Below are 21,501 nucleotides of genomic sequence, written 5' to 3' on the forward strand. Positions count from 1 at the left end.
CCCGCACCGGAACAGGCACCGCCCTTTATGCTGTTGTCACTGCTGCAATGTCTGGACGAATTCCTTGCCCTGCGCGCTTTGCAGGAACGCCGCCAGCGCATCCACCACCTGCTGGTCATATTTGAAGGGGCGCTCCCGCAAAATGGCCAGGGCCGCCGGTTCATCATGACGGCGCCGGTAGGAGCGCGGACGCATCAGGGCACAGAAGGTATTGGCCACGGCCAGGATGCGGGCCGGCAGACAGATGGCCCCGCCCTGCAGCTTACGGGGGTAGCCGGAGCCGTCCATGCGCTCGTGCATCTGCTCGATGGTCTCCAGGACAGGCAGGCCGAAATCTATGCCCCGCAGGGCTTCCACGGCATACTCCACATGTTTTTCCATCTGGAGGCGTTCCTCGGGCGTCAGGGGACCGGCCTTGGTCAGCAGCTCGTGCGGTAGGCGGATCATGCCCACCTGGGACAGGCTGGCCGCCGTGCGCAGCGTGGACTCCAGCGCCGGATCGTCCTTGCCCAGCCAGGCCGCCAGATGATAGGCGAGCTCGCCGGTCAGCCCGGACTGTCCCTTCAAGTAGGGGTCCACCGCTTCCACAGCATGAGTGAAGGCTTCGACGGTCTGGCGCAGCATGGTGGCAAGGCGCTGTTCCGCCTCCACATGGGCCGTGATGTCCCGGTAGACCACCACGACGCTCCCTGGCGCGCCGTCTTCCGCTCCAAAGGGCAGGCACTGCACATTGAGGTGCACCAGCTTGCCTTCGACCATCATGTCTTCCTGATCGGAAAATTCCGTCCCTGTCCGCCAGACGAACTCCACATGACGCTCCAGGCTCCGGGCCAGATAGTCCGGCAGATGCCTCACCTGCATGAGGTGGAGCACCTCCCCCTGGCAGCGGGCAAGACGGGCGAACTCCGTATTGGCATAGACGATGCGCCCCTCACCATCCACCAGGGCCAGCGCCGAATGCATGGCCCGCAGGACCGTGTCCAGCAGGCAGCGCTGCCGGGACATGGTCGCGTACAGGTCTTTCAGCTCCCGGACCTCGCCCCGCTCCCGGCGGATGCCGAGCCACCAGTAGGACCAGACCAGGACCCCGGCCAGACAAAGGAACAGCAGCCCGGCCACGGTCCAGACCCGCCGGGCCCTGTCGTCCTGTTCCTGACGGACGCTGTCCGCCCGGCAGGCCACGGCCGCATACCAGGACGTCCCCGGCACGGGCTGGCCGACCACGAGGCAGTCCCTGGTCCCGGCAATGGCGGGCAGCACCATGTCCCGGGGCGTCATGTCCTGGCCGAAGCCCGCGGGCAGGGTCACCTGGTTGAGGCTCGGCCGCTCGCCCATGCCGATGGCCTGGACCAGCCCGCCACCGGTCTCCAGCAGCAGGCCCAGATAGCCCATCCCGGAGGGCTGGCCTATCCCCTCCAGGAGCCTGCCGATGTCACAGGAGACCAGCAGGATGCCCTGGGGCGAGCCATCGGCCGAAACATAGCCCGGCGCCGTCACCGGACAGTAAAAATCCACCAGCAGGCGTTCGCCCTGGAGCCGGACGGGCAGCATGCCATCCCCGGACAGCAGGCCCTCGCTCCGGCGCTGTTTCAGCAGCGTCCTGGTCTCCGCCTGCCATCCCTGCCCCACAAGGATGACCGGTTCCAGGGTCCGGTCCAGAAGCGTCGCCCCGGCAACGTCGTGCCGGGACACGAATTCGGCAAATTTGCGGTAAATGAGCGCGGCGTGGGGCGAGATGTCCCGCAGGGCCTGACGGTCCCGGGCATCAAGGCCGCTGTGCCGCCCGTGCTCCTGCCCTGTCCAGGGGCTCTCCCCCAGTTCGCGCAGCAGGGCCGCGGGAAGGTCCGTTTCCGCTATCTCCGACGCCAGCAGGCGCAGCATGTCATAGCGGGCCATCTCCGCCACGGCATCGCGCTGGACGCCGGTCCAGACCGTCACCATGGCCGCCGCTGTGGACGCATGGGCTGACAGCTGGTTTCCTGTCCTGTCGAGGATCTCGCGCTGCTCCGCGCTGTTGAAGCGCATGCTCCCGATGAGCGTCAGGGCGAGCAGCAGGACCAGTCCCGTCAGCAGGGGCAGCAGTGACACACGTTCAGGATTCCGCATAGGATCTCCGCACGGCAGGGATCAGCGCTCTGTCAGCGCGTTTTGCCTGGCTTTCATCACAGGTTTGAGGATATAGTCGAGCACTGTTTTCTTGCCGATGATGATGTCGGCCACCACGATCATGCCCGGGATGATGGGCAGGATCTCGTCATTATGGCGTATGGCCGTCTCCTTGGTACGGACTTTGACAAGGTAATAAAAATCGCCCTTCTTGTCTTCGATGGTGTCCGCGCTGATGGATTCCAGCTTGCCGGGCAGACCGCCGTAGATGGAGAAATCATAGGCCGAGACCTTGATCATCACGTCCTGGCCGGGACGCAAAAAGGCCACGTCCTGCGGGCGGACGCGCACCTCCACCAGGAGGCTCTCGTCCATGGGCACGATGTCCATGATGGCCTCGCCCGGCTTGACGACCCCGCCCACCGTATTGACCAGTATCTGCTTGACGCTGCCCCGCACGGGGCTGCGCACTTCGGTGCGCGTCACGCGGTCGCCGCCGGCGGTCAGGGATTCCCGCACCGAACCCAGCTCCGTGCGCCGTTTGTTGATCTCCTGGCTGATGGCCAGCTGTTCCTCGGCCACCCGGCTGCCGATGCGCTGCCGGGCCTCCTCCATCATGGCCTGTGCCTTGGGGATGGATGCGGCCAGCATGTCGATCTCGCCCTGGGTCTGGATGATCTTCTGCTCCAGCCCCAGATAATCCATGCGGGAATAATTGTTGCGCAGCAACAGGCGCTTGGCCGTATCCCGCTGTTCCGTCTCCAGCACAAGGCTGCCGTCCAGCTGTTTCTTGCGTGCCAGCTGCTCCGCCACCTCGCTCTGGCGCTGGGCATACTGGGCCTCCAGCATGGAAAGTTCGGCCTGCAGCTTCGAGCTCTGGGCCCTCCAGGTATTCAGCTGGTCCTCCACGATCTGGCGGGCGCGCTCCACAAGCGCGCTGTCGGGCTCTTCCCCCAGTATCTCCCTGAGGAAGGCCCGCAGGTCGCCGGGGAAGACCGGTTCCTCGTCGCGCAGCATGGCCTCCAGGCGCAGGATGGCCAGACGGTGTTCCACCAGCTTGTACAGGGCATCCCTGTACGAACTTTCGGCCATGACGTTTTCCAGCTGGGCCACGGCCTGCCCTTTTTCCACGATCTCGCCCTCCCGGACGAGCACGGCCTGCAGGATGCCGCCTTCCAGGTTGGAGACCGACTGCGTGCGCCGGGAACCCACCACGGAACCTTCGGCATGGGTCACTTCGTCGATGGGGGCCCAGGCCGCCCAGAGGAGCAGCGCCGCCATGAGCAGGGCCACCGCCACGGACAGGGCGCGGGCCGTGAAGGCAGGCCGGCGTGAAAGGGCCGCGTCCACCTCGCCGGCATAATTGATGTCATCCGGCATCAGCCCGTGCAGGGGGGCATCCAGGGCCGCGAACAGCTCCTTGCGCGTCATGGGTCTGGCACCGGCCGACGACGCCTGGCTGAAATTCTCGCGCAGGCGTTCTGCCATGCCGGTGGCAGGACGCTGTTCGTGCTCGGCATCCCCGATGAAAATCAGGCGGAGCACCTGCCAGATGCGTGCGGGCCAAGAGCGTTTCCCGTCCGGCCCGTCAGGTGCGGGAGCCTCCGGGGGCAAAGCCGAGAATATATCTTCCGGTGGCCTCGTGCCGGGCCGTTCGCCGGCCTGCGCCGCGGGATCCGGCTTATGGGCGTCCATCCTTCCCCTCCTTCACGGCAGATGTTGCCCCGGAAGCCTCCCTGCCCTTTGCCGGGGCAGGCTTCCGGGCTGCGGCGGCGCTGTCGCGCAGACGCTTCAAAATGGCATCGCGCGGTCCGAACATCCTCAACCTGCCGTTCTCCATGACAACCAGCTTGTCCACCATGCGCAGCATGCTCAGCCGATGGGTCACAAGGATCAGGGTCCGTCCCTGCGAGGCAGCCGCCAGGCGCTGCTGCAGGCGCAGCTCGGAGTCCGTGTCCATATTGCTGGTGGGCTCGTCCAGGATCAGCACTTCAGGATCGCGGACCAGCGCACGGGCCAGGGCCACGGCCTGCCGCTGCCCGCCGGAAAGGGCCTTGCCCTGCTCGCCGACCTGGGCGGCGAACCCGGCGGGATTGTTGCGGACAAAGTCCGTCACCCCGGCAAGGGCCGCGGCCCGGAACACCAGATGGTCATTGATGGTGGGGTCCCCCAGGACGATATTCTCCCGGATGCTGCCGTAAAACAGGACCACATCCTGCGGCAGGACGCCGATGCGCCCGCGCAACTCCGTGGTCGGCAGCTGGCGCAGGTCCACGTCCCCGAATTTGATGCTGCCTTTCTGCGGCTGGTAAAAGCCCGTCAGCAGCTTGGCCAGGGTGCTTTTGCCCGAGCCCATGGCACCGATGATGCCGATCCTGTCACCGGGGTTGATGCGCAAGCTCACGTCCTCCAGGGCCAGGCTCATGGAATTGGGATAGGCGAAGGAAACGTTCTCCACCGTGAAGGAGGGCTGCAACTCGCCGAAGTCCATGCAGGAACTTTCCGACTGGTTTTCCGAAGGCAGTTCCATGAGCAGATCAAGGGCCTGCAGGGCGACACGGGAGTTCTGCAGGCGGGTCAGCAGGGAAGCCAGCTGCATCAGCGGCGCCATGGCCCGACCCACAAGGATGTTGCAGCCGATGAGGGCCCCCATGGTCATCAGGCCCTCCGATATCCGGTAGACCCCCCAGATGATCATGCTCACCGTGACCAGATGGGTCACCAGCGCGGAGGCCGTCACGGCAAGGCTGCTGTACCGGCGGGACTCTGCCGTCGATTTGGCGGAAAGGCCCACCACGGCCTCCCAAAGGCGCTGCATGCGGCTCTCGGCCTGGCAGGCCTTGATGGTCTCCAGACCGTTGACCATCTCCACGAGCAGGGCATTCTTCTGCATGTTCTGCTTGTAGCTCTGCTCGGCGCAGCGCCGCGCCGCCGCCTGGAGAAAAAGCCCCAGACCAATGAGGACGGGCATGGCTGCCAGCGGCAGGAAGACCATGGGGCCGGCAATGAAGGAGATCAGCAGCAGGAAGATGACCAGAAAGGGGACATCAATGCAGGCCAGCAGCGAGGACGAACTGAAAAATTCACGCAACTGCTCGAATTCACGCAGGTTGTTGACCAGCGATCCCGTGGATTCCGGCTTGCTTTCCAGCCGCATGGTCAGGACCTTGTCCACCAGATTGCTGGAGAGCACGATGTCCGCATTGCGACCGGCCACGTCCACGAAATGCGTGCGCAGGGCCCGCAGCAGGAAGTCGAACAGATAGATGATGATCACACCGGATGCGAGGACCCACAAGGTCTCTATGGCGTTGTTGGGCACGACCCGGTCATAGACGTTCATGGCGAACAGGGGGCTGGCCAGGGCGATGAGGTTGATGATGACGCTGGCCAGCGCCACATGCCGGTAGATGGGCGCGTAATAGCGCAGGACATCCCAGAACCAGCGCTTTCCCCTGGCCAGGCGCAGCTTTTCCACATGCTCCTGCGGACGGCCGGGAACAGCCACATACAGGGCATAGCCGGTATATTCTTCCTGCAACGCCTCCAGGGGCACCAGCTGGCTGGTGCTTTCCGTCTCCGGGAAGATGACCTCGGCCCGGGCCTGCCCGCTGGCGGCTCCGGCTTCGTCCGCCTCCTTCCCTGCCGGAGCCCCCGGCAGCAGCCGGGTCAGGACACAGCTGCGGTTCCCGGAAAGCAGCAGGATGCAGGGCAGGGTGAGGTTGGAGAGGTCAGCCAGCCGGGGACGGTACAGCACACTGCCCGTCAGCCCCGCCTTGCGGGCCACCCGCAGGCATGCCTGGGCCGAGACGGTGCTGCCCGAAAGCCCGGCCAGCAGGAACTGGGGGGACAGTGCCTTGCCGCGGAGGCGGCACAAAGAAGAAAGGCTGCGCAGCAAAGGCGGCATGAAATCGACATCGGAAGGACGCAGTCCCCCGGCCGCCATCTCCGGGCCCCGTGTTTCCCCTGATCCGTTTCCCGACATACAAACGATCCTTTGATGTCCACCCTGTGGACGTCCTGCCGCAAAACAACAGGCAGAACGTATCCTGCCTGTTGTCTTGCAAAAGACCCGTTCCCGGCAGCACGACACTGCCGGGAACAGGGAAGCCTGGCTCCAGAAGCCCGCACGTGCTGCTTACTTGAACCAGCCCAGTTCGAAATCTTCCCCCTGGACGGGGCGGGCCTCCTTGGGACCCGACGCGATCTCTTCCGCCGGGACCCCCATGCGGGGCAGCAGATCACCGGCCAGGGCGCACATCCGGTAGGCCCCTACGAGGATGTTGCCGCGGGCTGTCTCGGCCTGGCTGGCGGAATTGTAGAGTTCGTTCTCCGAGTCCAGCACGTCCAGCAGGCTGCGCGTCCCCAGCAGGAACTGGTCATGGTAGGCCTGCCGCGTATAGGTATTGTTTTCCACGGCCCTGGTATAGAACTTGTACTGTTCCTTGGCCGCCAGATAGTTGCTCCAGGTGGATTCCATGTCCAGACGCAGGGTATCCATATAGTCGTACAGGTTCTGCCGGGCCTCGCGTTCCCGCGCCGATGCGGCACGGATGCCAGCCACGTCGGCGCCGCTGTTGAACACGTTCCAGCGCACGGTGGCCAGGACATCGAAGCTGTAGAGCCAGCGGTCACGGTCGCCGCCGCGGTCACTGTACTCGGGACCCGCCTCCAGCTGGAAGGTCGGGTACATGGCGGACTGGGCCAGTTCCTTCTCGCCCTTGGCGGCGCGGATGTCCTGCAGGTAGGCAGCCAGCTTGGGATTGTGCTTTTCCGCCATCTGGATGAAGGCGGCCGCCGTGTCGGGCATCTGCGCAGGCATGGGGACCACATCCAGCCTGCCCACCGTATAGATGCCGGTCAGGCGGGAATAGGTGGCATAGGCCACACGCAGGGCATCTTCCGCTTCGGACAGGGAGGAATGGGCACGCTGCAGGCGGGATTCCGCCTGCGTCACATCGGCCTGGGTATCCGCCCCCATACTGGCACGGTCACGGGCCTGCGCCAGGATGGTCTCGTGACGGGCCACATTATTGCGGGCCAGCTCCACCAGCTTGATGCGGCGCAGCAGATCGATATGGGCGATGATGCCGTCCAGGGAAAGGGACGTGGCCGTGTCGAAGACCCTGGCCTTGACGGAATCCAGGGTCGCCTGGGCCGTGCGTACGCGGCTGCGCGTGGCAAAGCCGTCCCAGATGGGCTGCACCAGCTTGGCGGAGACACTGCCCACGCTCAGCCACTGGTCATCAAGATCCAGGCCGCGTGACGTGGTGTCGCTCAGGACACCCACGCCGATCTCCCCCGCCACATCCACACGCGGACCGAATCCGGCACGGGCCTTGCTGAGCTCGTGTTCCAGAACCTCGCGATTTTCTTTGATGCTCATCAGGCTGCGATGATTGTGCAACACACCGTAGACGGTATCGTTCACCGTGATGTGCGCAGCGCCATTGCCCTGTGCCGGAGTTTCCCTGGCCCAGGACATGTGTGTCCCTCCGGCCAGCAGGCAACATGCTGCAATGAATATCGCCCCCCATTTTCTGCAAGCCGCCATATGCTATCATCCTCTCTCGTAAAATTTGATAGATAGTTCTATTATGCAAAATTGATATTTTTAGTCAACGTTTACACTTTTTCACCACTTCGGAAAATCCCTGAAAAATATATATGGCATGTCAGTTTGTTATGACGATTTTGCCGTTTTTCACAAAAAAGTTAATACAGGATATTCTGTAGTTGTTACAGTGAGTTATAAAAAATTATAAAAATGGATGTCCACTGCACGGGACAAGCCATGTCCTATGCCAACTTTTTAAAAATATCCAGTCAATCTTTGCCCGCGGGATATTTCCCCCACCTGTCTCGACAAGGGCCGTCCACCGCAGTACAAAAAAAGTCCCGACTTCCCAGACATCAGCCTTCCGACGGTCCCATGATCCCTGCGTATCCACATCCCGCCCTGCATCCGGCCCGGTCTTCCCTCCGGTCACCGGTCATTCGTCCGCACCGGATCATCTGTGCCGTCCTCTGCCTTGCCGCCCTCCTGTCCGTGCTGTTCATCCCCCTCCCGGCGCAGGCCGGGGCCATCCCCCTGTTCGGCACCGTGGAGTTCCGGCGCCCGCTCGACAGCCTGCCCGCCTGGGCTGAGGTCCGCCGCATGAACGAGCTGGAACCCATCTTCGTTACCGGCAAGGTCTTCACCAGGACCGCCACCTGGGACACCTTCAAGCAGGGGGCACGGGGCAAAAGCGGCATGGACCTGCTGCGCTATGTCAACACGTTCTGGAACCGCTTCCCCTACCGCGAGGATATCGCCAACTGGGGCAAGGCCGACTACTGGGTCTGGCCCAGTCTGTTCCTTAAAAAGTCAGGGGACTGCGAAGATTACGCCATCATCAAGTATTTCACGCTCAAAGAACTGGGCATGGATACGGACAAACTGCGTATCGTCGTCCTGCGCGATACCCTGCGCCGTCTGTCCCATGCCGTTCTGGCCGTCTACATGGACAATGACATCGTCATCCTGGACAACATCAGTAATGCCATTTTGCCCCAGGGACGCCTGCGCCATTATGTCCCGCAGTTCTCGTTCAACGAGAAGGCACGCTGGGCCCATATGAAAGGCAAAAAAACAAACGAGTAATCCATGCACACTCCTGATCCCGACATCCCCGCCAAGCCGCATCACTTCATGAGCAAACGGCTGTGCATCAGCATCAGCCTCGTCCTGTTCGCGCTGGTCCTGCTGCTTTCCTATGCCCTGTGTTCCCTGCAGGTCGACCGGAGCACCCAGGCCATCCTGGCGGACAAGAACCGCTTCCTCCTCTCCAGGATCGACACCATGCAGATCCGCCTGCAGGAATGGCGGCGGGGCATGCTGGAACAGGTCAACACCCTGGCCCTTTCGGAAAGCGTCCGCCTGTTCGCCGCAGACATGACCGCCCTGCCCCCGGACCTGCTGGACAAGAACTCACGTACCGCCGGTCCCGGGTCCGACAGCGACCAGCTGTCCCTGCTGGACCAGCGTGAATACATGCAGCAACTGCTGGCGGACATCGCCTACCAGAACGGCCTTGACCGTATCCGCATGTTCCTTCCCGATGGCCAAAAGATCGTGGACAGCGCCTCTGATGCTGCCGACAACCATGACGACGATCTTCTCGTCCGGCAGGCCATCACCTCAAGGACGCTTTCCTTTGGCGCCATCCACAAGCATGATGACCATTTTGCCCTGCAGGCCGGTGCGCCCCTGTTCGAGATAAGCGGCAAGGACAGGCCCCGTGTCGTCGGCTGCCTGCTCCTGTGCTTCCCCATGGACGCGGCCCTGACGAACATCCTGCAGGACAAGGAAAGCCTGCTCAGACTGGTGGATCTGTGCCCGGACAGGAGCGGTGTCTTCCTGCTGCAGGACGGTGCCCTGCAACGGCTTCCCCTGCGCACGGGCGTGGCCGGTGCCCATTCGCTGGACTTCAAGAAACGCCCTGCCATGTCTGGAGGGGATGACGTCTATTCCCTGGCCTTCACCTCCTCGCTTCCCGATACGCTGATGCTGGTGGCCTCCCTGCCCGCTGCGGACATCGACCGGGAGATCCGGCACCGGTCCCTGCAGATCTATGCCGTCGGCCTGCTGGCAAGCCTGGGCATCGGCCTGCTGCTGGCCTTCGCGCTCTCCTGCCTTGTGGGCCGCGCCCACCGCGCCTCTGCCGCCTACTTCAAGACCCTGTATACCGTCATCCGCGACCAGAAACAGATGCTGGACAGCGTCAACAATTCCATGCGGCTGGGTCTTGTCCTGTTCAGCGCTACGGACGGCATCCGCATCTTCAATCCCGAGTTCGCCAGGATCTGCAGCGGCACCCGGCAGGAAGACCTTGCGGGCAAGTACCCCAAAGACATCTTTCCCCAAGGGGCCGCCCTCACGTTGCAGGACGGCATCGCCCGCAAGCTCAGGGAGCCGTCCTTCGACGGCGTTGAGCTGGCCCTGCCCGGCGCTGACGGCAAGGAGCACCTTTACAGGGTCTCCCTCTATGTTTTCCCGGACAGGCAGGAGCCGGACGCTGCCGAAGCGGCCCCCCTCCCCGGAAGCGTCGTGGCCATCTTCAAGGACATCACCCGCTTCCGCCGGCAGGCCCAGAAAGCCCAGGAACGCCAGCGGCATCTTATGGAGGCCCTGGTGCGCGCCGTGGAATATGTGGACCCCAACCTGGTGGGCCATACAAAGAAAATGCGACATGTGGCGGAGCTGCTGGCCCGGCACATGGATCTGGACGATACGGCTGTCCTGACCCTGCGCATGGCCGCCCAGCTTTCGCAGATCGGCAAGATCTTCGTGCCGCACCACCTGCTGCGCAAAAGAGGCAAGCTCACCCCCGAGGAACAGCAGGCCGTGCTGCAGTCTTCGGAGTATGCCTTCCGTATCCTGGGCGGGATCAATTTCGGGCTGCCTGTCCCAGACGCCCTGCATGACATGAATGAAAAATTCGACGGCAGCGGCCCGCGGGCCCTGAAGGGCGACCGGATCAATCCCCATGCCCGCCTGCTGGCCGTGGTCAACGCCTTTTGCTCCATGGTCAGCGACCGGGCCTACAGGCGGGGGATGCCCATCGGCCAGGCCCTGGACATCCTGTCGGCCAGCTCCGCCTTCGATCCCGCCATCGTCCAGGCATTGCGGGCGATCCCCGAAGAGGCCCTGCGCGCCGCCCTGTCTGGGGAAGACCGGTCTTCCCCGGCCTGATGGCATGGATCCCGCAAGGGGGCGGCGTGAACAGGCCGCCCCCTTGTCATACCGGCCTGTCCCGGAAGCATGCGTCCCCCTTCTCCAGGGGAGCCGTTTTGACATCCCCGCAGGACCTGATTTATACTGACACCAAACACGAACCAGTCGTCAGCCCCGGAAAAACGCTGTTTCAACTTCCCCTGCCCTGCAGCTTTCGCGGATGCAGCGGCCCTTCTTTACGGTCTCCGCGGATATGTCCATCCTTTCCGGTTGAGGAGGATACATGAAGTTCCAGTTTGACCGTCCCGCCTGTCAGAACCTGCGCAAGGCCCTCCGCAAGGAGTGGCTGGAAACCAACGGCCTGGGTGACTACGCGTCCAGCTCCCTGGTGTGCTGCAATACGCGCAAGTATCACGGCCTGTTCGTCACCGAGCTGGCCCGGCCCGCAGGCCGCCATGTGCTGCTCTCCACGCTTGAGGAATCCCTGCTCATGGCAGGCAGGGAGTTCTTCTTCTCCTGCCGCAAACATCCGGGCGTCTACTTCCCGCGCGGGCACGAATACATGCAGGCCGCCTCTGCCGGGCTCTGGCCCTCTTTCCGCTATCGCTTCGGTGATGTGACCCTGACCCGCGAGCTCATGCTGCTGCCGGGACGGCATGTCCTCCTCGTGCGCTACAAGGCCAGCATCGCCAGCCCCGAGACCCCTCCCCTGCGCCTGCGCATCAAGCCCCTGCTGGCCTTCCGCAACATGCATGCCGTCATCCGGGCCGACAGGCCCGTCGACAGCGGTGTTTCACCCACGCTGTACGGGGCTTCCGTCCGCCCGGATCCCCAGCTGCCCGAACTTTTTTTGCAGATGGACGGCCCTTTCTCCTGGCAGACTGCCCAGGACTGGTATTACAACATCGAATACCTCGTGGAGCAGGAGCGGGGCTTCCCCTTCCAGGAAGACCTGCTCATGCCCGGCATCTTCGAAGTGGACCTTGCCCCCGGCCATGCCGTCTACCTCACGGTTTCCACGGAAAGCCTGCAAAAGGAACACCGCAGGCATGATCTCGACCGCCTGTGGCAGGAAGAGAGCCGGCGCCGTCTCCAGAAGGAGGAAAAGGCGGACAGCCTGCAGAAGCACCTGGCCCGGGAAGGGAAACGCTTCCTCATCACCACGCCCGGCAGCACGACCGGCCGGATCGACAGCATCGTGGCCGGGTACCACTGGTTCGGCTCCTGGGGACGCGACAGCATGATCGCCCTGCCCGGGCTGACCTTTTTTGCCGGTCGCCAGGCCCTGGGCGAACAGATCCTCGCCGGCATGGGCGCTGCCATGCGTGGCGGGCTCGTCCCCAATGTCTTTTCCGCTGACGGGCACCATGCCTACAACTCGGTGGACGCTTCCCTCTGGTATGTCTGGGCCGTGCAGATGCTGCTCCAGGCCGATCCCCGGCGCATGGACTTCGTGAAAGAGCACTGCTGGCCCGCCATCAGGGAGATCCTCAGTGCCTATGCCGGAGGCCGGGTCCCCTTTGTCCATGCGGACGAGGAAGGCTTCCTCGATGTGGGCAACGAGCATACGCAGCTCACCTGGATGGACGCCGTGGTCAACGGCAGGCCCGTCACGCCGCGGCATGGCCAGCCGGTGGAGATCAGCGCCCTGTGGTACAATGCCCTGGCCTTTGCCGACCATCTTGCCCGGCGTTTCGACGAGCCCCACTGGCAGGATTCCGTGGCCCAGCGGGACCGCATGCGCGCCGTTTTCGTCCACCGGCACTGGATCACGGATTACCGGGGGGACTATCTGGCCGATGTCTGGCGGGACGGCGAACGGGACTTCCGCGTGCGGCCCAACCAGCTGTTTGCCGTTTCCCTGCCCTTCCCCATCCTTGAGGAGGACAATTTCGCCCCTGTGGTCTCGCGTGTGCGCCAGTGCCTGCTGACCTCCTGCGGGTTGCGCACCCTGGCCCCCAGCGCCAGCGAGTATTGTTCCCTGTACGAGGGCGGCCCCGAGGCCCGCGACAAAGCCTATCACCAGGGCACGGTCTGGCCCTGGCTCCTGGGCGCTTACGGCGATGCCCTGTTGCGGGCGGCCTGGGATGAGGAGGGCGCGGCGCGCGATCTGCTGCACACCCTGATCCCCCTCTTCGGCAGCCATCTGGGCGGTGCCGGTATAGGGAGCATCTCCGAGATCTTCGACGGCGACCCGCCCCACATGCCCAACGGCTGCATCGCCCAGGCCTGGAGCGTGGCGGAATGCCTGCGCCTGCTGGGCAGGCTGGAAAAGGTCGCCCCACAGGCCTATGCGCAGTGGGAACAGGCCCTGCTGCAAGGAGACAGGTAATGCGCGTCCTCATGTTCGGCTGGGAATTCCCTCCTTTCAAAAGCGGCGGACTGGGCACGGCCTGCCAGGGCATGGCCACGGCACTGGCCAAAAAAGGCACGGAAATCTTTTTTGTCCTGCCCCGCGCCGAAAGCGACCGTCCCGTCCACCTGCAGGACGGCCTGACCATGCTCTCCGCCTCGGGCACCCGGATCTGCACCCGCAGCTCCCGCCTCCGCCGTGAAGAAGGCGTGCGCGAGAGCCGGCATGACCGCCCGCACACGGAGACCGTCCCCGGCTTCCGGGAGGAGATCGAAGAGATCTGGCGTGAAAAACTGCACCTGGAGCATATCGATTCTCCGCTGCGTCCCTATCTGGACAGCGCCGGCTACCTGAAAGAGCACCGCGAGCTCCAGCGCCTGCTTGCCGGCAAGCGCCTGTCCGATCCGACCCTGCGGTCAGTGCTGCAGCATGAAGGCCCGGAACGGGAACGGTATCTGCGCGAGCTGTCAGAGGTCCAGGAGCAGTACGAGACGCTGACGCTGCACGGCGGCTACGGCGAGGACCTCATGAGCGAAGTCTACCGCTATGCCTGCGCGGCGGCGGCCATCGCCCGGCGCCTGGAATTCGACGTCATCCATGTCCATGACTGGATGACCTATCCGGCCGGGATGCTGGTCAAGCGGCTGACGGGCAAACCCCTGGTGGCCCATATCCACGCCCTGGAGCATGACCGCAGCGGCGACAACCTCAACAGGGCCGTGGCCGGCATCGAAAAGGCCGGCATGGAGGCCGCCGACCGCGTCGTGGCCGTGAGCCACTACACCAAGCAGGAAGTCATGGAACAGTACGGCATCCCGGAGGAAAAGATCTCCGTGGTCCACAACGCCGTCTCCCGCAATGACATCCACAAGAGCGTGGTCATCCCCGAGCGTTGCCGCCACGAGAAGCGGGTCCTGTTCATGGGCCGCGTCACCTACCAGAAAGGCCCCGACTATTTTGTCGAAGCCGCCAAGCTGGTGCTGGACCGCCTGCCCCACACGCGTTTCATCATGGCCGGCAGCGGCGACATGCTGCCCAATATGGTGCGCCGGGTGGCCCACCTGCGCATCGGGGACCGTTTCCATTTCACGGGCTTCTTGCGCAACGGTGAAGTGGACCGCATGTACGCCATGAGCGACCTCTACGTCATGCCCAGCGTTTCCGAGCCCTTCGGCATCGCACCGCTGGAAGCCATGGCCTACGACGTCCCTGTCCTCATCTCGCGCCAGTCCGGCGTGGCGGAAGTGGTGCGCAACGCCATCAAGGTCGACTTCTGGGATGTGCGGGAAATGGCCAACAAGATCTGCGCCCTTCTTGCCTATCCCCTGCTGGCCGCCGAGGAAGTCCGCAATTGCCGTGAAGAACTGAAGAACATCCGCTGGGAAAATGCCGCCACCAAGCTGCGCGTCATCTACGACCAGCTTGTCGCGGGGAGGATATAGCATGGCCGCCATCTGTTTCTATTTTCAGGTACACCAGCCCTACCGTCTGCGCCACTACACCTTCTTCGATATCGGGGCCAACTCCTGGTATGAAGACGAGAACGCCAATTGCGGTATCCTGCTCAAGGTGGCACGCAAATGCTATCTTCCCATGAACGCCCTGCTGCTCAGGCTCATCCGGCGCCATGAGGGACAGTTCAAGGTGAGCTTCTCCATCTCCGGCACGGCGCTGGACCAGTTCGAGACCTATGCCCCGGAAGTCATCCAGAGCTACCGTGAACTGGTAGCCACCGGCTGCGTGGAACTGCTTTCCGAGACCTACAACCATTCCCTGGCCTTCCTCTACTCGCCTGACGAGTTCCGGGAGCAGGTCCGTCTGCACGACGACCGCATCGAGGAACTTTTTGGGGTACGGCCCACCTCGTTCCGCAATACCGAGCTCATCTACAACAACGCCCTGGCCCGCACCGTCGAGGAGATGGGCTACAAGGCCATCCTGGCGGAAGGCGCCGACCATGTGCTGGGCTGGCGCAGCCCCAACTTCGTCTACAGGCCGGCGGGATGCGGGGCCCTGCGCCTGCTGCTCAAGAACTACCGCCTTTCCGACGATATCGCCTTCCGCTTCTCCAACCATGAATGGCCGGAATTCCCGCTGACGGCGGAAAAATTCGCCGGCTGGGCCCAGGCCGCCGGGGCCGCCGGGGACATCATCAACCTGTTCATGGATTACGAGACCTTCGGGGAACACCAGTGGGAATCCACGGGCATCTTCCAGTTCATGGAGGCCCTGCCGGATGTCCTGCTTTCCCGGCCGGGCTTCACTTTCGTGACCCCCACCGAAGCGGCGGTCATGTTCCAGCCCGTGGCCAGTCTCGACGTGCACAATTTCATGTCCTGGGCCGACGCCGAACGCGACCTCACCGCCTGGCTGGGCAACGACATGCAGCAGGATGCCATCACGGCCGTCTATCGCCTGGAGGAAAAGGTGAAGGCCAGTGCCAGCGAAGACCTGCTGCGCACCTGGCGACGCCTGCAGACTTCCGACCATTTTTATTATATGTGCACCAAGTGGTTCGCCGATGGCGACGTGCACAGCTATTTCAACCCGTACGGCACCCCCTATGATGCCTACATCAACTACATGAACGTACTGGCCGACTTCGGCCTGACCCTGGATGTCCCCCTGCCCGCTGCCGGAACGTCCCGCGGCTAGCGCGTCTCCCGGCACGGTTTGCCTGACGGATCATGCCCTGCACGAAGGCATGGCCCGGAAGTCATCCCCGGGGGCTTTCCATGAATGCAAGGAGATCCGTCTCAATGTCACAAGATCTGTCAAACGCGACCCTCTTTGAGGTCAGCTGGGAGGTCTGCAACAAGGTCGGCGGCATCTATGCCGTCGTCAGCAGCAAGATCCTGGAGGCCCTGGCCACCTTTGGAGAGAACTATTTCCTTCTGGGCCCCGACCTGGGCAACAATCCCGACTTTGAAGAGACCGACGAGCCCTGCTGGCAGGAACTGCGCCAGGAGACCGACCGGCGCAACCTGAATTGCCGCTTCGGGCGCTGGAACATCCCCGGCCGCCCCAAGGTCGTCCTGGTCGGCTACCGTGACCGCTATGACCAGAGCCAGCTGCTGTTCTCGCTCTGGAACCGCTACGGTGTGGACTCCATCTCCGGCGGCTGGGACTATGTGGAACCGGTCATGTTCAGCACGGCCTGCGGCGAAGTGATCGAGGCCGCCTGCAAGGCACTGAACATCCCCGCCGATGGCCCGGCCCTGGCCCATTTCCATGAATGGATGTGCGGCGGCGGCCTGCTCTACCTCAAGGCCAACGCGCCCTATGTGGGCACGGTCTTCACCACGCACGCCACCATGCTGGGACGCTCCATGGCCGGCTCCGGCTTCGACATCTACAAACAGATGCACCAGATAAACCCCAAGCATGAAGCCGGGGCCTACAACATCACGGCCAAATGCTCCATGGAGACGGCCTCAGCCCGTGAAGCAGACTGCTTCACCACCGTCAGCCGCATCACGGCCGACGAGGCGGGCGTCTTCCTGGGACGTACGCCCGACGTGCTGACCCTCAATGGCCTGGACATGCGCGTCATCCCCGACTACAGCCGGGACCGGAACCTGGCCGCCACCTCCCGGCAGCGTCTGCTGGAGGCCGCCGGCCGCCTGCTGCGCCGCCAGCTGCCCGCGGATACCCGCATCTTCATCGTCTCCGGCCGCTACGAATACCACAACAAGGGCATCGATGTCTTTCTCGATGCCCTCGGCATGGTCAACACGGCCCTCAGCCAGTCCCAGTCCAATGTGCTGGCCCTGTGCGCGGTCATGGGCGGGCACAGCGGGGTCAATGCCGACGCGGTCAGCGGCGATCCGGCCAAAGTCCCCGGGCAGGGCGCCTTCTGGATCAGCAGCCATCATGTCTACAACCAGCCCAATGACCCCATCCTCAACGCCTGCCAGCGTCTGGGCCTGGACAACAGACCGGAGAACCATGTGCAGGTCATCTTCGACCCTGCCCAGCTCGACGGCAAGGACGGCTTCCTGAACATGCGTTATGACGAGGTGCTGGCCGCCTGCGATCTGGGCGTGTTCCCCTCCTGGTATGAACCCTGGGGCTATACACCGCAGGAAAGCGCCGCCCACGCCGTCCCCACCGTCACCACCGACCTTTCCGGCTTTGGTCTGTGGGTGCGTTCCAGCCAGCGCGAAAAGAACGGCGTGACCATCCTCTGCCGCCGCCAGACGTCCTATGACGAGACCGCTGCCAGCCTGCGCGACGTGCTTTTGCAGTATGCCTCCCTGCCCGAAGAACAGATGCAGGAACACCGGTGCATGGTGCGCCATGTGGCCGAAGGCTGCTCCTGGGAACAGTTCTTCCCCTACTATGTGCAGGCCTACGGCCTGGCCCTGGACAAGGCGCGCCAGCGCGGCTCGCAGCATGCCCCCGGCGGCAGCAATACCCTGACCCGCGTGCTGGCGGCCACCATGTCCACCACACCCAACCTGCACAGCTTCACGGCCCTGACCTCACTGCCCCCGGTCATCGGCCGCCTGCGGGAACTGGCCCACAACCTCTGGTGGAGCTGGCATCCCGAATGCCACCATCTGTTCTCGGCCCTCAATGAAGAGGAATGGGAGCGCAGCAACCACAATCCCATCGCCACACTGGAAAAAGCCACACGGGCACGGCTGATCATCGTGGCCCACGAGCAGAACTACCTGCGCCTGTACAACCAGACCATGGCGGCCTTCGACGCCTACATGGCCGAAACGCCGCAAAGCTTCGGCCCCCTGACCCCGCAGCAGCCTCTGGCCTATTTTTCCACAGAATACGGCCTGAGCGAATGCCTGCCCATCTACTCCGGTGGCCTGGGGGTCCTTTCCGGTGACCATCTGAAATCCGCCAGTGACCTGAACATCCCGCTGGTGGCCGTGGGCCTGCTGTACAAGAACGGCTACTTCCGCCAGCTCATCGACAAGGACGGCAACCAGACCCCTGTCTATCCCGAAAACGATTTTTCCACGCTGCCCATCGAACAGGTCAAGGACCCGGACGGCAAACCCCGCGAGCTCTATCTCCAGATGCCGGGCCGCCGCCTGCATGTCCAGATCTGGCTGGTGCGTGTGGGGCGGGTCAGGCTCTACCTGCTGGACACCAATCTGCCGTCCAATACGGCCGAGGACCGCAAGATCACGGCCCGCCTGTATGAAGCGGACCGCGATATCCGCCTGCGGCAGGAGATCCTGCTGGGCCGGGGCGGCGTGAGCATGCTGCGCGCCCTGGACATCCGCCCTGCCGCCTATCACATGAACGAGGGGCATTCGGCCTTCCTCGTCTTCGAGCGCATCCGCCTGCTGATGCAGGAAAACGGCCTGTCCTTCGAAGAAGCCGGCGAAGTCGTGCGCGGCAGCACCCTTTTCACGACCCACACGCCCGTGGATGCCGGCAACGAGCGCTTTTCGCTGGAAAGCATGGAGGCCTATTTCAAGCCCTATATCCAGACCGTGGGCATCAGCTGGCAGACCCTGGTCAACATGGGCCGCTTTGAAGGCAGCGAACGCAACGTCTTCGAGATGACCGTCCTGGCCCTCAAGTATTCCATGAAGGCCAACGGCGTCAGCGCCCTGCACGGCGTGGTCTCCCGTCATATGTGGCAGGAGGGCTGGCAGGGTGTCCCGGTGGCGGAGATCCCCATCTCCCATGTGACCAACGGCGTCCATGTGCCATCCTACGCCGGGCCGGCCATGCGCCCCCTGCTGCAAAAGTATCTGGGGGAAGGCTGGCAGGAACTGAAGCCCGAAGACCAGCACTGGACCCGCATCACGGACATTCCCGATGCCGACCTCTGGATGGCCCGGCAGACCCAGAAAAAGCACCTGCTGGAAGCCCTCCGCTCCAGTCTGCCGGAATTCTTCAAAAAATTCGCCATCCCCTACGAAAAGCAGCAGGAGATGACGTCCCGCCTGACGCCCGAGACCCTGGTGATCGGCTTTGCCCGCCGCTTTGCCCCCTACAAGCGTGCGACCCTGCTGTTCGCCGATGTGGACCGTCTGGCCCGCATCCTGGAAAAGGCCGGTCAGCCCGTCATCTTCGTCTTTGCCGGCAAGGCCCATCCTGCCGATGCCCAGGGCATCGGCCTGATCCGGGAAGTCTACCAGCACATGCTGTCGCCCCGATTCTTCGGCAAGATCTTCTTCATGGAGGATTACAGTCTGGCGGTCTCGCGCCTGATGGTGCAGGGCTGCGACGTGTGGCTCAACAATCCCCGCCGTCCCTACGAAGCCTGCGGTACCAGCGGCCAGAAAGTATCGGTCAACGGTGGCCTCAACCTCAGCGTGGCCGACGGCTGGTGGTGCGAAGGCTACAACGGCGCCAATGGCTGGACCATCGGCCCCCTGGTGGGCAAGGACAGCCTGGGCCCCGAGCAGAGCGACTATGATGATGCCGCCTCCCTGTACTCCCTGCTGGAAGACAAGGTGATCCCCCTCTACTTCGAGCGCGATGCGGACAACCGGCCCCACAACTGGCTGCTGCGCGTCCGCAAGGCCATGCAGACACTCATCGCCCAGTACAGTTCACACCGCATGCTGCGCGACTATCTCAGTGACTACTACATCCCGGCCGCCACCAGTCATCTGGAGATCCGCAGCAATCATTACGCCCTGGCCCGCCACCTGACCCACTGGAAGCAGGATGTCAACGTGCGCTTCGGCTCCGTGCAGATGGACACCATCCGCATCGAAGGGATCAAGGAAGACAGCCTGCTGGACGGCCAGTCCCTCCATGTGGCCGTGACCGTGCATCCCGGCAGCATGAAGCTCGACGAACTGCTGGTCCAGCTGGTGGCCGGTCCCGGTGACGGGGCCACCTTTACGGAAACGCCTGATGTGGTGGAGATGACGCCGGAGAACGAGGGCGTGGACGGGACCATGACCTTTGTCTGCACCTATACGCCTGCCCGCAGCGGGCTCCATGTGTACGGTGTCCGCGTCATGCCCTGCACCGAAGGGCTTTCCTCCCCCCTGGAGACACGCCTCGTCCTGTGGGGCTAAGGCCCCGGGCCATGAAATGACCCGAAGGGGGGATGCTGCCTGCGGCATTCCCCCTTCTTGTTTTTACGGTCCGGCTTTTCAGCGGGCCGTCCGCGACGGCCGTATGCCTTTTGCGGCAAGGGCCCTTGAAAAGGCCGGGCACGGCGTATCCGTCAAGGATGCCGGCCCTCCTCGTTTCCGTCATGCCGCCACGAAGAAAAACCTGCCGCTGCCCCCAGCGCCCCGGGCACAAGCCACTGGCATCCCCCCTTCGCCGGCACGGCCATCACGGTCTCCGTCTTCTCCCCCGGGCAGCGCCTTCGCGTTCAGCGCGGCCGCAAGAACCAGGTCTGCGAGACCGGATGCATTTCCGTCCAGTGCCTCTTGTAGGCCATGGCATCCCCGGAGGCCGTCCCCATATCGTAGCGCACAGCGCCTTCCTCGCACAGCCACCGGACCTGCTCCACCTGCAAAAGGTTGCCGATGGAAAGGTCCTTCCAGGCAGCATCATAGCTGAACTGCTGTCCGCGGTAGCAGGGCCCCAGCATCCCGCCAAAAATGAAGCCGATGTCCCGGCCCTCATGGCGGGCGAACATCACGCGTGCCGCGCCCCGGACGGCAAGACGGCGGATCATGCCGGCATAGAATTCCCGGGCAGGGGATTCCGTCATGCCGCAGTGCCCCAGTCCTTTCCAGCTGTGCTGTTCCACGGCCAGCATCCGGGCATAGACGCTATCGGCTCCTGCCCTGTCAGCGGGACAGGAGCGCTCGAACGTGACTCCCCTGCCGGCGGCCCGGCGGAAAGATTTGCGCCACTTGCTGCGCAGATTGGCGGAACGGCGGCTCAAAAAACCGTCCAGACCGCCTTCCAGCGATGCCCCGCCCTGGATGCATTCCCCCGCCAGATAGATGTCGAAAAGCGGATCGCAGCAGGTGAACAGCTCACGGGCCCTCCGGCTCCCCGGAACGATCCCTCCCAGCAGCAGGGCCGGGAGATGCCCGTATCTATGGGACATGAGGGCCAGGGCCTCAGCCAGCAGTCCGGTCGCATCCGGCCCCAGCAGGGGACAGCCAAAGAACCAGTGGGCCTCCAGCGAGGTCAGGAGCGGCTGCCCGGAAGACAAGGCGGCTTCTGCCAGGACAAGGACGCTGTCCTCCGTACCGTGTGCCAGCACACGGCGCCCGGGGACAAAGGCCCTGTGCGCGGCCAGCTGCCAGACCGGTGCGCAGCAAAAAGGGTCCGGCTGCGCCTCCAGATCGACGCTCCGCTCCCAGATGCGGCACAGCTCAGGCCGCCAGGGAGCGTCTTTTTCCATGATATGTTCCAGTTCCATGAC

General features: G+C 63.7%; 11 protein-coding genes. 6 read left to right on the plus strand and 5 right to left on the minus strand.

Annotated features, from left to right (window positions below):
• Positions 1–36: 36 nt before the first annotated feature.
• The 4 genes from DESPIGER_RS04185 to DESPIGER_RS04200 form a co-directional block, all read right to left on the minus strand.
• Positions 37–2,106: an HD domain-containing phosphohydrolase gene (locus tag DESPIGER_RS04185; protein ID WP_072333459.1), complete on the minus strand. Its 2,070-nt coding sequence runs from the start codon at positions 2,104–2,106 to the stop codon at positions 37–39.
• Between the two features lie 21 nt (positions 2,107–2,127).
• Positions 2,128–3,651 carry an HlyD family type I secretion periplasmic adaptor subunit gene (locus tag DESPIGER_RS04190; protein WP_231927634.1) on the minus strand — a complete coding sequence of 508 codons (1,524 nt, stop codon included), beginning with the start codon at positions 3,649–3,651 and terminating at the stop codon, positions 2,128–2,130.
• A gap of 136 nt (positions 3,652–3,787) precedes the next feature.
• Complete coding sequence (locus DESPIGER_RS04195; RefSeq protein WP_083575290.1) at positions 3,788–6,091, minus strand: type I secretion system permease/ATPase; 2,304 nt, start codon at positions 6,089–6,091, stop codon at positions 3,788–3,790.
• Positions 6,092–6,244: 153 nt separating this feature from the next.
• The gene (locus DESPIGER_RS04200; RefSeq protein ID WP_231927635.1) at positions 6,245–7,591 is read right to left on the minus strand and encodes a TolC family outer membrane protein; all 1,347 of its coding nucleotides are present in this window, start codon (positions 7,589–7,591) and stop codon (positions 6,245–6,247) included.
• A 564-nt stretch (positions 7,592–8,155) separates the two neighbouring features.
• Between DESPIGER_RS04200 and DESPIGER_RS04205 the strand changes: the two genes are divergently transcribed.
• The 6 genes from DESPIGER_RS04205 (at position 8,156) to glgP (ending at position 20,185) form a co-directional block, all read left to right on the plus strand.
• Positions 8,156–8,749: a transglutaminase-like cysteine peptidase gene (locus tag DESPIGER_RS04205; RefSeq protein ID WP_231927636.1), complete on the plus strand. Its 594-nt coding sequence runs from the start codon at positions 8,156–8,158 to the stop codon at positions 8,747–8,749.
• Positions 8,750–8,752: 3 nt separating this feature from the next.
• Positions 8,753–10,840, plus strand: coding sequence for an HD domain-containing phosphohydrolase (locus tag DESPIGER_RS04210; protein ID WP_072333468.1), 2,088 nt, complete (start codon positions 8,753–8,755; stop codon positions 10,838–10,840).
• 265 nt (positions 10,841–11,105) lie between these two features.
• Positions 11,106–13,154 carry an amylo-alpha-1,6-glucosidase gene (locus DESPIGER_RS04215; protein ID WP_072333471.1) on the plus strand — a complete coding sequence of 683 codons (2,049 nt, stop codon included), beginning with the start codon at positions 11,106–11,108 and terminating at the stop codon, positions 13,152–13,154.
• A complete protein-coding gene (locus DESPIGER_RS04220; RefSeq protein WP_072333474.1) occupies positions 13,154–14,617 on the plus strand; it encodes a glycosyltransferase in 1,464 nt (487 codons plus the stop codon). The genes DESPIGER_RS04215 and DESPIGER_RS04220 overlap by 1 nt, the downstream gene beginning before the upstream one ends.
• Position 14,618: 1 nt before the next feature.
• The gene (locus tag DESPIGER_RS04225) at positions 14,619–15,830 is read left to right on the plus strand and encodes a glycoside hydrolase family 57 protein (protein ID WP_072333477.1); all 1,212 of its coding nucleotides are present in this window, start codon (positions 14,619–14,621) and stop codon (positions 15,828–15,830) included.
• A 104-nt stretch (positions 15,831–15,934) separates the two neighbouring features.
• The gene (gene glgP, locus DESPIGER_RS04230; RefSeq protein WP_072333480.1) at positions 15,935–20,185 is read left to right on the plus strand and encodes an alpha-glucan family phosphorylase; all 4,251 of its coding nucleotides are present in this window, start codon (positions 15,935–15,937) and stop codon (positions 20,183–20,185) included.
• A gap of 305 nt (positions 20,186–20,490) precedes the next feature.
• Here the strand turns inward: glgP and DESPIGER_RS04235 are convergent, their stop codons facing one another.
• Complete coding sequence (locus tag DESPIGER_RS04235) at positions 20,491–21,498, minus strand: GNAT family N-acetyltransferase (RefSeq protein ID WP_072333483.1); 1,008 nt, start codon at positions 21,496–21,498, stop codon at positions 20,491–20,493.
• Between the last annotated feature and the right edge of the window lie 3 nt (positions 21,499–21,501).

The organism is Desulfovibrio piger, from assembly GCF_900116045.1.
Lineage (GTDB): Bacteria > Desulfobacterota > Desulfovibrionia > Desulfovibrionales > Desulfovibrionaceae > Desulfovibrio > Desulfovibrio piger_A.